A 14,978-nucleotide genomic window follows, 5' to 3' on the forward strand; every position below is an offset into this window, starting at 1 on the left:
GAGCGCGCCGTACCGGCGGGCCACGGGCGGAGAGGGCGGCGGGGCGGCGGGCATCAGGCACCCACGATCCCTTTGAAGATCTCCACCACCAGCGGCGCCAGAGTGGCCAGCCCGTACCCGAAGCCGGCGCTCTTGAACGAGGACTTGGCCTTCTCGACTTCACCCGGGTCACCTGCGGCCAGGATGTACCGCACGCCCCCGACGGTGAGGAACAGGGTGGCCAGACCTGCCAGGATGCCCATGATCCAGTTACGGAGGTTGTCCAGGACCGTGTTGATCGACTTGGCCAGCGCCTGGACCCGTACCGGCTCGGCCTGTGCAGCCGACGTCAGCAGGATCGACACCGCGACAACAAGGCAGACGATCAGCAGGAACCGCCCCGCCCACGCAGCCAGGCGTTGCGTGGAGCGTTGCTGGCCACCCTGATCGGCGCGGGCGGTGCGATCGCGTCGGCAGCGGCGGGACAGCGATGATGTCAGGCGCATCGAGGCACCTCCGGAGACGGCATGGACGATGCGGCGGGTGAACTCCCCCCGCACCCGAGAAGGCCGGTCCTGGGCCGCGGATTGGACAGCGGATCCCGAGCTTTCTGCGTGGTGCTCGGCACGGCATCATCTGGCGAATTACTAACGGAGCGTGACGAGCCTGAGCGGAGTTGTCGGGCGGGACGGTCGGGGTCGGCGAGCACGCTGGCGGCCACCGGGTCGTTCGAGTCGGTGTCCCGGGTTTGATCGCGTATGAAGGCGATCAGTCGGCGTTCGGCACGTTGGCGGGCCTTGTATGCGGCGTCGGTCGTGGTCCGATTCGCGACCGCCCAACCGGTAATAGAGGACTCCTCCAGTCGGGTTGCGCCGATCAGGTCGGCCTCGGTCCGAGTCAGGACCGACTGGCGGACTGCCTGGGCGAGGATGAGGTCCGGGTGTCCCCACGGGGGCCTGGGCGGAGAGGAATGGAAGCCGTGGGCCACTGGTGTGGGGGCGTCCAGGGCCTCGGACAGGGCGGCGTGCCCGGCACGATAGGCCGCCCATCGCAACCGCACGAGCACCCGCGGCCGGTTCAGATCGATATCCGCCAGGGCGGACAGAAAGCCGGAGAGGATCTCCGCGTGCACGTCGAACGCGTCGTCGGGATACCGGGCTGCCAGCCATCGCGAGGCGCTTGCCAGGGCGGGCAGCGCCATTCCGGTGCACGCCAGAGTCCAGGTGGCGCCTTCATCCCGGGAGCGCTGCACCAGGTGGGTCCACACGGCATCGCGGGTGTGGCGGGGGCAGCGGCGCTGCAACATGCGGCGCCGCAGCTCATTCAACGGGACTAGGCGGTTGGGCAGGCCGGAAAATTTCCGGCCGTCCACCGACAGGGGATCTGGCCCGGTTACCAGCCAGGTAAAGCACTGCCGAGCTGTGTCCAGGGGCAACTGCTGGGCTTGACGGCGATGCGAGCGACGGGCGTGGCGCCTGCCAGTCATGAAACTCCCTCCTTCACACAAGGAGCGAAAACGACGCATCCATGAATCCAGGCAGCCGACAAGAAATAGCCAAGAGGGCAACAAGGCGCTCACCTTGTGCGCCGTCGACATTGCTAAAGAATTCCTAATTATGGCCTGAAGACGATCACGTGGAGGCAGCTGGGCACGGCTTCGGATACCCGCCCTTAGCCGCCCCTTAAGCTGCTTTGACCTGCTGTTTTATGTGCTTGGCAGATGTTTCCTAGTAGTGCGGTAGGCCCCTGGGGCCGAGCGTTCCGGGTCCTGCATTCGACGCGGACGGGGGGCTCGGAGGCGGAAAATTTCTCGAAGAAAGCGCGGAGCGCTGCCGAGGTATTGCCTGGGGACCAGTGAAGAACCGGTTTTTCTATCTGTCGGCATCCTGGCGAAGAACCCCAAGAGAGCGTTCGGATCAGGCGCGACCTTAAGGGGCGGGAGGGAGTTCGGCCCGACGGTGTCCAAAACCGGACCGGATCCCGGTCTTCTCTGGTGTCCATGCAGCGCTACGGATCCCAGGAGTACGGGTATGACACGCAACCGACGAGCTACCAGGCCACTCCAAGGCGGAGAGAGGCGACACCAGGACGACCCCTCTGGCCGACGGAACAGCGGGGGCGCCCAGGCCAGTTCGCCCTGGGCCGCACTAAGGGGGCACGGGGCGCGCCCCGGATCGGTCTGGCCGGTCGCATTGGAGCAGAGCCCGGATGCAGACGTCCTCCCCGGGTGGCTTCTGGGGGCCATCGTCAAGATCATCGCCCTCTACAGCGAAGCCGGGCAGCAGGTGCTGCTCCTCGCCCCACCCACCCGCCACGGTGAATCCACAGATGACCCAGAACGTTCTTCAGGCCCGCCTGAGTCAGGACCCGGTCTGCTGACCGGACTGACCGACGCGGCCCAGACCGCGGCCCGACTCGGCCGTACCCTCCACGTGCGCACCGCTCTACCCGCCAAGAGCCGGCTGTCCGATCCCGGACTCACCCACCAGTCGGGGTTCGGACTGCCCCCGCAGCCGCCCGCCCCGACACCGACTCACACCGACTTTCCTACGGACCCGGGCTCGACCGCAGTCGGTCCGGATCGCTACGACGTTGTGATCACGTTCGTCGACCCACGAGACCCCAACTGGGTCCCCGACACACCCTGGCGCAATCTCCTGATGCCGAACGGGTCCGTGGCGTTCATCACCCACAGTGACCACCAGCAGGGGCGCCTGATCGACCCCAGCAGTCTGCTGACGCACACCGCGCACCGCGCGGGGCTCACCGCCCTCGATCACGTGGTCCTGCTGGAGACCCCTGTCCGTCGCAGCGGCCTGACCGCACCGCCGCCTCGCGCGTCGACAGCCCTGTTCCCGCAACGTCAGGCCGATTCTTCGGAGGCGCGCCACATGCGCATCCACTCTGACCTGTATCTGTTCGCGCATCCGCGGGCCGAGGTAGCTGCTGAAGCCGGGGAGGCGGGCTGATGGCTGACCAAGTCCCGCCGCTGTGCTGGGTAGGCCCGCCGCTGTCAGTGTGGGCCACCGGACAGCATGATGAGTCCCTCCAGCTCGCGCGTGGCCCCTACGTGCGTGCCACGGTCCAGGACACCGCCCGCATGCCCCCGGCCATCGCCGGCTACGCCATCGCCACATATACTCGCCCCGGCGACACCGTGCTCGACCCGGAGTGCGGAACCGGCACGGTCCTGGTCGAGGCCCTACGCGCCGGACGACATGCCATAGGGATCACCCGCCACCACCGGTGGCGGGCCATCGCCCGTGCCAACATCACCGCCACCAAACGTGATGGCGCTGTGCCGGATGGAATGGTCCTCGAGAGCCCACCCGACGCCACCGCCACGCGCCGTGCCGGGCTGGCCAGCCACAGCGACCTGCTCCTGACCACCTGGCGTCCCCCTCTGCGCTCGTGCGTGCACTCGGCGGATGAGTTCGGCACCGGCACGGCTGCCAAGGAGGCCGCGGCCACTGACCGTCTCCATGCGCTGCTGGCCTCCTTCCAGGCGCTGATCCGACCCGGCGGCCATGTGATCGTTGTGGTCCCGCGATACCGCAGCGGCGATGTTCTGCTTGACCTGCCGGGTCATGTAGTGCGTGCTGGGTGGGCGGGCGGACTGCTGCCGGTGGAGCGGTGCGTCGCGCTGCTGGGTGAGCTGCGCGGCTCCCACCTCGTAGCGCGCGCCTCGGTGGCCCAGCGCCGCAGCGTCGCTCGCCACGGGCGGGCCCACGGGAAGCCGATCATGCTGACCGCGCACCAGGATGTGCTGATCTTCCAGACCCCGCGGCGGACCGCCGCCGGAGCGTTCTCCGTTCCACCGCCTGGGCCTAGCACGCTTCGCCGTCGTGAGCGGGTGGCCGTCTCATAGAGGAGAGCCGCCGCATGATCCTCCGTATTACACGGACGGTTCGTCACCGCTACTGACTTTGTTGGCGTGATGTCGTCATGGTGAGTCCGGTTCCTGCGAGACATCCGTCGATGAGTTCGCTGCGGTACTGGATCTGGCGGAGACCGTGTCGAAGCGTGGTGATGAGGTGGTCGGGGTCGGTGAAGGCGGTGTTGGTCTGGCTGCTGCGTCGCAGCAGGGACCAGATGCCCTCGACGGGGTTGAGGTCCGGTGCGTAGGCTGGCAGGAAGTAGCAGGTGATCCAGTCGTGGGTGTCGATGAACTCCCGCAGTCGGCGGTCCTTGTGGACGTTGAGGTTGTCCCACACGAGCACAAGGGGTGCGGCGAGTTGCTGATGCGCGGCGATGAGCAGGTCGCGGTAGTCGGTCCAGGTGAAACTGCGTCTGCCGCCCCGCTTGTGATCGACATGCCGCTTGGGCCGGTAGATCAGCCGTGAGCGTTCACCCGGCTTGTAGCAGGCCAGGGCAGCGACGGAGAAGCGGCGCTGGGAGCGTCCCCGGACCCGGATGAGGGGTGTGCGTCCGCGCCGGGCCCAGGTCCGTGCGGTGGGCGGCGTCATCGAGAAGCCGGCCTCGTCTTCGAAGCACAGCCAGGCGTCGAGCGCCGCCACGGACCTTCCACCTGCGGCCAGGTCTCCTTCACCCATCCCGCCACGGCCTCCTCGTCGCGCTCGACCGCCCGGCGGGCCGGAACCTGGTGACTGAAGCCGTGCCGGTGCAGCATCTGCGCGATCGCCGACAGCGTCATGCTCTTGTGGAACCGGCGCCCGATCAGCGTCTTGATCCTTGCCAGTGTCCACGTCTGGTCCGGCCAGCCGTGCGCGACCGGCCCCTTGGCGAGCTCCTGCTCGAGCACGGTGAACAGGGCCTCACTCAGCTTGGGCCGTGAGACGGGCCCGGCAGACCGCAGCCCCTCGGTGCCGGCGTCGTGCCAGGCCCGGCGCCAGCGCTGCACCGAGCGCACACTCACCCGTAAGTCCTTGGCGACCTCGACGTTGGAGGTACCGGCGGCGAATCGTTCCGCGGCCTCCAGCCGGATCCGCTCTCGAAACGCCTGCCGTCCAGGCGTCAGCCCACCACCCTGCGGATATCTCATACAACCGGCATACCGCGACGATCACACATCGTCAGCCCCCAACGACATCACGCCGCAAAGGTCAGTAACACCGGAGACGCGGTCGAGGCGCTGGCCTTGGGCTGCTCGCGTCAGTGAAAACAGATGATCCGGGCATCCCGTGTCCAAGAACGCGTTGAACCTCGGTCTTTTGATGTGAGGGAGGACACCGACCCGGGAGTGCAGATGAGGCTGTTGAACCTGGACAAGATCACGTTGGGTGTGTCGGGGACCTGGGCAGGATTTCTGCGGGATTGGGACCGGACGCTGAGGGCGGGGAACTATCCCGAAACCACCCGCTACAACTACATTTTGGCCGTGGCCCAGTTGGCGCGATACCTGGATGGTATGGGCCTGGAAGGCGCAGAGGGAGCGCAAGATCCAACGAGGGTCAAGAAGCCGCACATCGAGGCATTCCAATCGTGGATGATCAGCAGCCGGTCAGCTGCGACCGCGCTGAACAAGCACAAGGCGCTGCAGCAGTTCTTCAAGTGGTTGACGGTCGACGAGGCAGAGATCGACCGCTCGCCGATGGAACATGTCAAGCAGCCTAGGACCGCCCAGAAGCTCATCCCGATCATGCAGGACGACGACACATCCAAGATCCTGGCCACCTGTAGAGGTAAATCCTTCATACAGGTCCGTGACGAGGCAATCATCCGGTTGCTGTGCAATACCGGTGCGCGCTTGTCCGAGGTCGGCTTCCTCAAGGTGGAGGACATCGATCTGAACACTGACTCGGTCCATTACCACGGGAAGGGCAGCAAGGACCGTCGCGTACGCTTCGGCCACCGAACCGCTCGAGCCCTCAGCCGCTACCTACGGGCTCGTGCCCAGCACAACGGCGCGATGCTGCCAGACCTATGGCTTGCCGACCGTGGCGGTCGGCCACTGGCCCCAAACGGCATCAAGATCATGATCAGGCGACGCGGGCTGGCCGCTGGACTGACCGGTATCCATGCCCACCGCTGGCGGCACACCTTCGCTCACGCGTGGAAGCGGGCCAGGGGTGACAGCGGTGACCTGATGCTGCTGATGGGGTGGACTTCCGATGACATGCCTCGCCATTACGGTGCCAGCGCGGCAGCGGAACGTGCCCAGGAAACCCAAGTCAGGATGGGAATCGGGGACCATGTCTGAACCTTCTCAAAGCCGAGTACCTAAGCCGGGTCTGACCGCACAGCAACGGAGGTACCGGGCGAGGACGGCTGCTCACGCGTCCTGGGCGAACACCAGCGACCGAACGGCTCGCACGGCGGCGGGTACAGCGGCGTTCCTCGAGCGGTTCGAACGCCAGGTGGACCCAGAGCACGCTCTCCCAGCCGAGGTCCGCCGACAGATGGCGGTGCATGCCCGAACGGCTTACATGTTGCGACTCGCGCGCCGCTCCGCTGAGGCGCGGCGTCGAAGGCGCAGCGAGGGATGATCGCGGGACGACGGGCCGCAGGCAGGACGTACGGTGACCGGGACGCGATCGGATAGAAGTCGGATGTGCGTGTCCCGGCCGCCTGGTGGTGGCGCCAGGGCGCCGCGTGTGGGCCTCGAATAATCGTCGCTCCTGGTCAAGCGGCATATCTGTACTCGTTGATTACGCCGCCGAGGATGCGGGTGTGCAGGGCTTTGCGGCTGGCCGGTTCCAGGACTGGAGGTGGTTGTCCGTGAGCTTGGGGAGGCAGTTGGTAGTTGGCATCGGGCCCGGTGGGGGCGGTGCGCTGGCCTGGAACACGGCGTCGAAGGCGTCGGTGTACTTGCTGTCGCGGTCCCGGATGAGGAAGCGCAGCGAGTCCGTGCGTATGTCCAGGTCGGTGGTGAGGTTGCGGGCTTGCTGGGTGGCCCAGGCAGCGGTCGGGTGTGCGGTGACGTCGGCGATGTGCAGGCGCCGGGTGCGGTGTTCGAGAAAGATCAGAGCGTAGAGACGTTGCGGGCTGATGGTGTCGATGTGGAGGAAGTCGCAGGCGATCGGGCTGGTGGCCTGCGTGGAGAGGAACTCGCGCCAGGTTGGGCCGGTGCGGCCTGGTGCGGGGTCGATTCCTGCGGTGTGGAGGATCTGCCAGGCGGTGGAGGCGGCGATCGGGTGTCCGGGCCGGGCCAGTTCACCTTGAATCCGGCGGTGGCCCCATCGGCGGTTCTCGTGGGCGAGGCGCGGTGGGAGGTTCTTGACGGCGGCCTGTGTGGGCGGCCGTCCGGGACCGCGGCGTCGTCGGGAGTAGTCCCATCGGCGGGCGACGAGGTTGCGGTGCCAGGCCAACAGCGTGCTGGGTGCGATGGGGAAATCCTTGGCCCAGCGGTGGCGGGGGATTGGTGAGGACAGGGAGGCGAACCACAGGCGGTTCCGCGGGTTCGTACCGTGCTCGTCCTTGTAGTTGGCGTCGTAGCACGGCGTTTTCATGGCGCAGGACCAGAAGTTCGGCCTCCTTCGAGGTGTCCCGCCGCAGAAACATCGTCGGGACGGAGAGAAGGCGTCGAGTCACCTGGTACAGGAGCGACACGATTCCCATCATGGTCGCAGCCCTCTGCACGCCGGGTGGGGCGTTTCACCAGCAGCGATGAATAACCGAGCCCCACAGGCACGGTCGCTGTCGGTGAAGCTCGGCTTGCCGACCTGACGCTGCAGGACCAGCAGTTGGTACCGGAGGACGAGGATCTCGGTGTCCTTTTCTCTGTCGCTCATCGGCAGGAGGCGTAGGAGCGCCAGGGCGTTGGTCGTGGCGAGGTAGGGCAGGCGCAGCGGCACGACAGATCATGATGCCGCCCCGGCCCTTTGCGGGTGAAGGCACTTGGGCGAATGTCGAGGAGAACCGAAGATCCGTGATCAGGCTACCGACCTGCGTGGATGATTTATCGGCACCCGCAGGCGCTACCAGGATCCACGCACGACCAGGCTCTGACGGACTCTCGTGCTGCCAGCGGAGCGAGTGGCGTCCGACGGGTGGACTGCGGTTGGGCGCCCGTCCGAGCGCGACTAGCCTGCGGCTATGGCCCTTGGAACACCTTCGACCCAAAAAGTGCGCACCCGCACAGTGCGCGAACTGCTCGCAACCGGCAATTCGTCGTATTCTTTCGAGTTCTGGGAGCCGAGGAACGAGAAGGGCGAGCGCAACCTCTGGAACGCGCTGCGCCGGGTCGAGGCGGTGGCCCCGAGCTTTGTCTCCGTGACCTATGGGGCCGGCGGTTCCACCCGGTCCGGGACGGTCAAGGCCACCCAGGAGATCGCGGCCGACACCACACTTACGCCCGTCGCGCACCTCACCGCGGTCAACCACACCATCGCTGAACTGCGCAACATGATCGGTCAATACGCCGATGCCGACATCAGGAACATCCTCGCGGTGCGCGGTGACCCGCCTGGCGACCCGATGGGTGAGTGGATTCCGCACCCGCAGGGTGTGCGGTACGCTGCCGACCTGGTCCGGCTGATCAAGGAGTCCGGGGACTTCTGCGTCGGCGTCGCCGCCTTCCCCGAGATGCACCCGCGCTCGACCGACTGGGACACGGACATCCGGCACTTCGTGGACAAGTGCCGCGCGGGCGCCGACTACGCGATCACCCAGATGTTCTTCGACCCGGAGCACTATCTGCGGCTGCGCGACAGAGTCGAGAAGGCGGGCTGCGACACCCCCATCATCCCCGAGTGCATGCCTGTTGTGGGCATCAAGCAGCTCGACCGGCTCCCGCAGCTCAGCAACGCAGTCTTCCCCGCAGCCGTGAAAGAGCGCATGCTCGCCGTCAAAGATGATCCGGCCACCGTACGCTCCATTGGCATCGAGTTCGCCACGGAGTTCTGCGCGCGGCTGCTGTCCGAGGGTGTCCCCGGACTGCACTTCATCACGCTCAACAACTCCACGGCGACACTCGAGATTTACAGGAGTCTCGGATTGCATCAGCAGTCGTGAGCAGGAGGGCAGTTGTAGAAGACCATCAGCCGCTGAACTTGGATGCGTGATGTCAGCTTCTGCTCCCGGCGTCCACGGAATGACCGGGGGATTCCGCCTTGATGGGAGCAGGTGCACCCTCCGCTCGACCTATAGCGATCCAGCCGTCACCGCACACAGTGAGGGTTTTCCGTCTTGATCAGTTGGCGAGTTCGAGGGCGACGACGGCTCGGACGACGGCGGTGATCCGGGTGGTGCTGCAGCGGAGCTTTCGCAGGATTCGCCAGCACTTAAGTTATCCCCGGGACCTCAGCCACTCTCATCTATGTCTGAGACGAGCGTTACTCGCGCCCTCTGCCTCTCGTTGAGTCAGCGCTATCAGCGGTAATTCTTCGACGAGAGTGAACGAGCGCAGTGGCATACAGCATCACGGCCAAGCCGCCTGGTGGGCAGGGCACCTGGACCGTCGTCGACCGCGCCTACCGCACCGTGGCCCCGGTCGAGGAGTGGTTGGAGGCCCACCGCACCGCGTGGTCCCCAAACACGGTCCGCTCCTACGCCACCGCGCTCGCGCAGTGGTGGAGCTTCCTGGAACAGCGCGACGCGGCTGACGAGTGGCGGGGGGTCGGTGTCCCGGCCGTGACCGCCTATCTGTCCTGGTTGCGCAACGGCCGTACGGTCGAGCACGCCCTGGTCTTCGGGGATGACGGCCCGCAGGCTGCGACGCTGGAGTCCCGGCTCGCCGCGCTGGTCTCCTTCTACCGCTGGCAGGCGGCGGTGCACGACGTGCCGGTCGCCGACCGGCTGCTGCGCGGCGCCCCGCGCCGGGCCCCGGGCCGGGCGACGCTCTCTCACCTGGACTCCGGCTCGGCTCCGGCCGCGTCTTCGCTGGTGCGGGTGCGCCGGACCGCTCACCGGGACCGGCCACCGGTACTGCTGCCGCGGCAGATCCAGGAGATCCTGGACGGCTGCGCGGTCTGGGACGACGAGCACGGCGAATGGCAGGGGAATCTCCGCGACCGCTTCCTGTTCGCGCTGCTGGCGGAGAGCGGCGTGTTCTCCGGGGTTCGAGCTCTGTCTTAGCGGCTCGTTCCTCGCGTTTGCGCAGCTCAAAGGCTGATGCAGGAACGCTATCGAGTGCGACAGGTGTAGTGCAACGCGGCTCGCGGGGGTTCACCTGTTGTGGTGAGCGGTGTTGAGCTCGGTCATGAGCTCGCGGTTGGTCGCGCGGGCGGCAGCCAGGTCGTCATCGCGTTCTTCGAGCTGGGCACGCAGATCGAGGACCTGCTGTTCGAGGTGGGTGATGCGCTGTTGGAGGGCGTCGATGTCGATGGGGGCGCCGAGGCCGGACTCGCGCCAGACCTGCGCGCCGAGGGCTTCGGACAGGCGTTGTTCCAGCAGCCGGTTGCGTGCGTCGAGGCGGACGGCGCGTTCGTGGGACGCGAGCAGGTCGGCTTGAAGCGAGGCGCGCGAGACGGCAGGCCCGATGGCGGCTGCGTCGGCTGGCGGCACGGCCTCGGCGGCGTGGACCTTCTCCAGCAGGTCGTGGTGCCGGTAGAGGAAGCTGCGATCGACTCCGGCGGCGCGGGCGATGCCGGAGACGGTGATCTCGATGCCTTCGGCCGCTGCTTGTTGGATCACGGCGGTGACGCGTTGGCGGCGGCGAGCGGAGTCCGCTTGGCGTCCCTTGCGCATGCTGTCGCTGCGTGGAGTTGCGGTCATGCGGTTTCCTCCAGAGGCGCGGTGGGCCCGACGCGGAGGGTGGGCATGCCCAACGACACAGCGCGGTGCTTTCGCACCACCGCGACAGCCTCGTCGATGCGGGCCTGCTCTGCGTCGTCGAGATCGGACAACCCGGTCTTGATCCTGCTGATCAGGCGTCGGATCCGCGCGATCTCCTGCTCGGTGGGGGTGGCATCAAGCCGGGCCCACTCGTCGACGCCGTCGACCGCAGCGGCCAGGCGTTCCCTGGTGCGTAGCAGATCGTCCAGATAGGCGGTCAGATCTGGCAGGAAGGAGACGTCGGTGCGGAAGTGGTCGCAGCCCACGCAGCGGAACCGGACCGGGCAGGCCCCGCCGCCGGCCTGGACGTTGGAGGGCTCGGTGCAGCGGCCGTAGGGGACGGCGACCTCGCCGAGGGCATAGCGGGCGTGTTCGGACTCAAGCAGTGCCGCCGCCTGGTGCCAGATCCGGTTGCCGTGGCGATCGAAGCTCAGCGCGGTGACCTTGTCGACGGCGTCGCGGCGGCGGTCTTCGCCAATGCGGTAGTACCCGCGTGTGACGTTGAGATTCCGGTGATCAAGCAGGTCGGCCAGGACGTCGATGGGCACTCCGGCATCGGCGTGGCGCTGGGCATAGGAGTGCCGATAGGCATAGGGCACCGCCCGTGCGCTGTCGAACGTCACGCCGTCGCGAGTGCGCAGCTCGCCCAGGCCGTCCACCCAGAGGCGGTGGCGGCCTTCCAGCATGGAGATCGTCATCGGTCTGCGGCCGTCGGGGTTGCGCCTGGGGGCCGGCAGCAGTTTGAGCTCGGCGATCGGGGTGTCGCCGAACTGATCGCGGACCCGCTGCTGTTGGCTGGTGATGACGGCGGCGGTGGCGGCGCTGATCGGCAGGCGGCGGCCCAGCCGGTCGGCCTTGGCGTTGTCGTAGACGAGCACGGGGCTGCCGTCCTTGTCGTGTCGCAGACAGTCGAACGGCAGGGCGACGATGTCCTCGGGGCGCCGTCCGGTGTCGATGGCGATCTGGACAGCGGCCTTGACCTCGGCGGGCTCCAGGCTGTTCAGGTTCGCGCAGAGCACCGTCATGATCTCGGCGGGCAGATCGCGGCCGGGTTCGCCGCGCTCGGGCTCGGCGGGGATGTCGCCGATGCCGACGGTGAATGCGCCGGAAAGCCCGGCCGCGACCTGCCCGGCCCGGGTCAGGCCGCGGGCGTGGATCCCGGCAAGGGCCGCGCGGGCTCCGCGGCAGATCACGTTGCGGCGGTATCGGCTGATCTGCCCGGTCGATTCCAGGAAAGCGAGCCGGTTCAGGAAGTTCTCGATGTCGGACCGGCCGAGGGCCGTCAGGTGTTCTCCCTGGTCGGGTCGCAGGTGCAGGACTTCGGACAGCCGCGCCAGTGCTTTGACCTTCTCCCGGACGTTGTTGGCGCCGGCGCCGCGGTGGCGGGGCAGTTCCTCAGCGGCCCACAGCTTCGCTGCGGCCCGCAGCCAGCTCTGGCGGATCCCGGTGAACGACAGCCGCCCGGGATGGCCGAAGACGCCCAGGTCCCAGTGGTCTTTCGTCTGCTCGCTGCCGGGGTCGGCCAGCGCCCGGCGGATGTCGCGGATCAGGCTCCGCGCCAGTGCGCGGGCGGGCCTGCCGGCGCGAACCCGGTCGACGTCGCACTGCGTGATCGATACGGCTTGCTGGTGGCGCAGCGAGTCGGCGACCGCGCGTAGGCTCACCTCGTTGACCTTGGCCCCGTTGCGGACCCGCTGCTGGAGGCCGAACAGCATCTCGACGACCACCAGGTCGGGCAGTCCGCGCAGGCTGACATGACCGCTCTCGGCAACCGCCGACGCGGTGAGACACCAGTTCTGCTGGTCGGTCCCCGGGACGCGACCGATGACCGCTCGCCATCTGACATAGTGCGTCGGGCACAGGCCGTGCTCGCTCTCGGCGCGGCGGACGCAGGCTGCGACGATGCACGGCCCCAGCGCCGGCAGCGGCTTGACACGGGGATCGGCCAGGAACCTCTCCACCGACAACCCTGGGGTGCGGCGCAGACGGCGCAGATGAGCCTGACACAGCCCGATCCGCGTCCGTGACCGGCCGCCCGCCGGCGACATGCGCAGGCAGCCGGTAACGGCGCACTGGGACGACACCGGCGGGGCTGGTGGCAGCTGCGTGGCGGCGTCGATGTCCTCCAGGCTCATCCCGGCCCTGGTCAGCCGGGTGAGGCACCGATGACACAAGCCGCCGCTCTTGGTGCCGTGGGCGGTGGCCTCGCATCCATCCACCCGACACAGCGTCCGCCCCAGCAGCGGGTGCCGCGCGGGAAGTGACAACAGCCGCACCGCCGGATCCCAGCCAGCCTCGGCCAGGAACGCCGGATCCAACAGCCCGGCCAGCGTGGCAGCCGTCCCGGACAGTACGGCACCGTGAAGCACATGCGTCATCGCATACGACGCCTCGGCTGACGGCGCCGCCGTCAGCGGCATCGCGGCGGTCATCGGATGGCTCCGGCCTGCTCGCGCGGGCTGGGCACCTGGTCGACCGCGGCCCGCAGCCGGGAGGAGTCAGGATGCACATATACCTGCGAGGAGGTGATGGAGGCGTGTCCGAGCAGTTCGGCGACCACGTCGACACCGCATCCGGCGTCGGCGATGTTGCTGCCGCAGGCGTGGCGCAGCTGGTGCGGCCGGACCTGAGTCGCCAAGCCGGCGCGGGCCGACAGTGCGGCCAGCAACTCGCCGATCCCATCCGGTCGCATGGGAGCGCCGATCTGCCCGGCGGACAGGTTCACCAGCACGAAGTCGCTGTCCGTGGCCTGCCGAACCCGCAGGCGTTCGAACTCGTAGGTGTCAAAGGCGCCGACGGTGACGAAGTCCAACGGGACCGGCCGCTGTCGTCGGGACTTCGCCCAGGCCCCGTTGGGGTTGTCCTCGCGCCGGACCACGTGCAGATGGGCCCGGGCGATCTCGCAGCCCAACGCGCGGGAGTCGAACAGCAGATGGACGTCGCTGCGGCGGAGCCCGCACAACTCGCCGCGGCGCAGCCCTGCCCGGGCCATCAGCAGCACGATCAGCCGGTCCCGGGCCGAGCGGCAGGCCCGCAGCAGCGCGACGATGTCCTCCTCACCGGCCCGGTCCACCGCCGTCTCCGGCTCGTGCAGCCGGTGGCGGGCCCGCATCCGCCACGTCATCGACCCGTCCTCGCTGCGGGCGGCCGCCGGCAGGTCGCAGTCGTCGGCGACCTCGTAAAGCAGCGACACCAGATCCGAAGGCCCATGGCCCTCGGCGACCGCGTGCACCACCATGCCCCGCACCGCGGTGAGCACGCCGTTGATCCGCGACGGCGAGCGAGCCGCCCGGACGCCGGGGCCGGCCAGCACCACGGACGCGCGGGCTGCCGAGCCCGAAACGCTCGGCCCGGCATGGGCCAGCCACGTCATAAACGACCCCAGCTGCCCGGCACCGGTCTGCCAGGACCGGCCCGTCCTGACACACCAGCGCAAGAACAGCGCGATCGCGTGCGCGTACGCCTTCGTCGTGGATTCCGCGCCGTCGCGTCCGAACCGCTGATGCCTCAGGAAACCGTCGGCGACGGCTACCACCTGCAGATCTTCATCCAGCACCGTCCAGTACCGCTGACCGGACGGCAACCTCACCGGAAAAGCCCGCACTTGTCTTCACTCACTCCCGGGTTGACAGCCTGAAGGACTATCAGCCACGAGCACCACACCCCCGGAGACGTGCCGCACCATCGCCTCGATCCATTCGATCAAGCGACATAGCGCAACAGGCTGCGAAACCCCGGAGAAGGGATGCGGATCGGCGAGGCCCTGGGCCTTCGGATCAGCGACTTCGTCATGGGTCGCGGCGGGACGCCGTACGTGGGGATCGTCCCCCGCGAGGGCAACGCCAACGGGGCCCGGGTGAAGATGATGCGCCCCCGCCGCGTCTACGTCGGCACCGATCTGGAACGCCTCTACGCGGACTACCTGACCCAACTCTCCTTGAAAGCTGCGGAGTTGGGGCTGCCGATCGGTGCCGACGACATACTGTTCGTCAACCTGCACCGGCCCCCGTTCCTCGCCGCCCTCCGGGAGGGAACGGTCCGCGACAAGATCGAGGCCCTGCGGCGCCACGGCATCGGCCCCGCAGGCTGGACCGCCCATTGGTTCAGGCACAGTCACGCCACCGCGCTTCTGCTGGCCGGCACCCCGGACTGGGTGGTCTCCCGCCGCCTCGGTCATGCCCACGTGCAGACCACGCTGGACCTTTACGGCTGGGTCAGCGAGGACGAGGCCTTGCGGGCGGCGGCGAACTGGAAGCAGTACACCGAAGGGTGGCGTGCCGACCATGACCGGTGACCGTCTGATCTCCCTCCGCGCCGGCCTCACC

Annotated in this window: 14 protein-coding genes and 1 pseudogene; 6 read left to right on the forward strand and 9 right to left on the reverse strand. The window is 68.0% G+C overall.

From position 1 onward, the window contains the following. Positions 1–53 precede the first annotated feature (53 nt). Together ACMTAK_RS39500 and ACMTAK_RS39505 are read right to left on the reverse strand one after the other, a co-directional pair. Positions 54–485 (reverse strand): pilin, encoded by a 432-nt coding sequence (locus ACMTAK_RS39500; protein ID WP_413810589.1) that lies wholly within the window; start codon positions 483–485, stop codon positions 54–56. After that, positions 476–1,465, reverse strand: a complete 990-nt coding sequence (locus ACMTAK_RS39505) for a hypothetical protein (protein WP_413810590.1) — start codon at positions 1,463–1,465, stop codon at positions 476–478. Before ACMTAK_RS39505 ends, ACMTAK_RS39500 begins: the two co-directional genes overlap by 10 nt. A gap of 706 nt (positions 1,466–2,171) precedes the next feature. On the opposite strand from ACMTAK_RS39505, the gene ACMTAK_RS39510 reads away from it, so the two are divergent. Beyond that, positions 2,172–2,948, forward strand: coding sequence for a hypothetical protein (locus ACMTAK_RS39510; protein ID WP_413810591.1), 777 nt, complete (start codon positions 2,172–2,174; stop codon positions 2,946–2,948). Further along, the gene (locus ACMTAK_RS39515; protein ID WP_413810592.1) at positions 2,948–3,847 is read left to right on the forward strand and encodes a DNA methyltransferase; all 900 of its coding nucleotides are present in this window, start codon (positions 2,948–2,950) and stop codon (positions 3,845–3,847) included. The genes ACMTAK_RS39510 and ACMTAK_RS39515 overlap by 1 nt, the downstream gene beginning before the upstream one ends. Positions 3,848–3,896: 49 nt before the next feature. On the opposite strand, the gene ACMTAK_RS52715 is transcribed toward ACMTAK_RS39515, so the two are convergent. After that, positions 3,897–4,981 (reverse strand): IS630 family transposase gene (locus ACMTAK_RS52715; protein WP_461773830.1). Its coding sequence is split into 2 segments (ribosomal slippage): positions 3,897–4,456 and positions 4,456–4,981, totalling 1,086 coding nucleotides; the frame shifts between segments, so codons are not numbered across the junction. Positions 4,982–5,185: 204 nt separating this feature from the next. Between ACMTAK_RS52715 and ACMTAK_RS39530 the strand changes: the two genes are divergently transcribed. Beyond that, on the forward strand, positions 5,186–6,139 hold the full coding sequence (locus ACMTAK_RS39530) for a tyrosine-type recombinase/integrase (RefSeq protein ID WP_413810594.1): 954 nt from the start codon (positions 5,186–5,188) through the stop codon (positions 6,137–6,139). A gap of 448 nt (positions 6,140–6,587) precedes the next feature. Here the strand turns inward: ACMTAK_RS39530 and ACMTAK_RS39535 are convergent, their stop codons facing one another. Continuing rightward, positions 6,588–7,388 (reverse strand): integrase, encoded by an 801-nt coding sequence (locus ACMTAK_RS39535; RefSeq protein ID WP_413810595.1) that lies wholly within the window; start codon positions 7,386–7,388, stop codon positions 6,588–6,590. A gap of 108 nt (positions 7,389–7,496) precedes the next feature. Next, entirely contained in the window at positions 7,497–7,733 is a 237-nt protein-coding gene (locus ACMTAK_RS39540) for a hypothetical protein (protein WP_413810596.1), read from the reverse strand. A gap of 241 nt (positions 7,734–7,974) precedes the next feature. Here ACMTAK_RS39540 and metF point away from each other — a divergent pair, with 241 nt between their 5' ends. Then, complete coding sequence (gene metF, locus ACMTAK_RS39545; RefSeq protein ID WP_413810597.1) at positions 7,975–8,892, forward strand: methylenetetrahydrofolate reductase [NAD(P)H]; 918 nt, start codon at positions 7,975–7,977, stop codon at positions 8,890–8,892. Positions 8,893–9,070: 178 nt separating this feature from the next. Here the strand turns inward: metF and ACMTAK_RS39550 are convergent. After that, positions 9,071–9,166, reverse strand: a pseudogene (locus ACMTAK_RS39550) (IS5/IS1182 family transposase); the annotation flags it as partial. A 119-nt stretch (positions 9,167–9,285) separates the two neighbouring features. Between ACMTAK_RS39550 and ACMTAK_RS39555 the strand changes: the two are divergent. After that, the gene (locus ACMTAK_RS39555; RefSeq protein WP_413810598.1) at positions 9,286–9,954 is read left to right on the forward strand and encodes a site-specific integrase; all 669 of its coding nucleotides are present in this window, start codon (positions 9,286–9,288) and stop codon (positions 9,952–9,954) included. Between the two features lie 90 nt (positions 9,955–10,044). Here ACMTAK_RS39555 and ACMTAK_RS39560 read toward each other — a convergent pair whose 3' ends face one another. From ACMTAK_RS39560 to ACMTAK_RS39570, 3 genes are read right to left on the reverse strand one after another with little or no spacing between them, the layout of a single operon-like run. Then, complete coding sequence (locus ACMTAK_RS39560; RefSeq protein ID WP_413810599.1) at positions 10,045–10,566, reverse strand: DUF6262 family protein; 522 nt, start codon at positions 10,564–10,566, stop codon at positions 10,045–10,047. Between the two features lie 23 nt (positions 10,567–10,589). Next, positions 10,590–13,085, reverse strand: a complete 2,496-nt coding sequence (locus ACMTAK_RS39565) for a tyrosine-type recombinase/integrase (protein ID WP_413810600.1) — start codon at positions 13,083–13,085, stop codon at positions 10,590–10,592. Then, positions 13,082–14,209: a tyrosine-type recombinase/integrase gene (locus ACMTAK_RS39570; RefSeq protein WP_413810601.1), complete on the reverse strand. Its 1,128-nt coding sequence runs from the start codon at positions 14,207–14,209 to the stop codon at positions 13,082–13,084. Before ACMTAK_RS39570 ends, ACMTAK_RS39565 begins: the two co-directional genes overlap by 4 nt. Before the next feature lie 189 nt (positions 14,210–14,398). Here ACMTAK_RS39570 and ACMTAK_RS39575 point away from each other — a divergent pair, with 189 nt between their 5' ends. Next, positions 14,399–14,947, forward strand: coding sequence for a tyrosine-type recombinase/integrase (locus tag ACMTAK_RS39575; RefSeq protein ID WP_413810602.1), 549 nt, complete (start codon positions 14,399–14,401; stop codon positions 14,945–14,947). Positions 14,948–14,978 lie beyond the last annotated feature (31 nt).

The sequence above is a fragment of the Streptomyces lacaronensis genome, assembly GCF_047337785.1.
GTDB lineage: Bacteria > Actinomycetota > Actinomycetes > Streptomycetales > Streptomycetaceae > Streptomyces > Streptomyces lycopersici.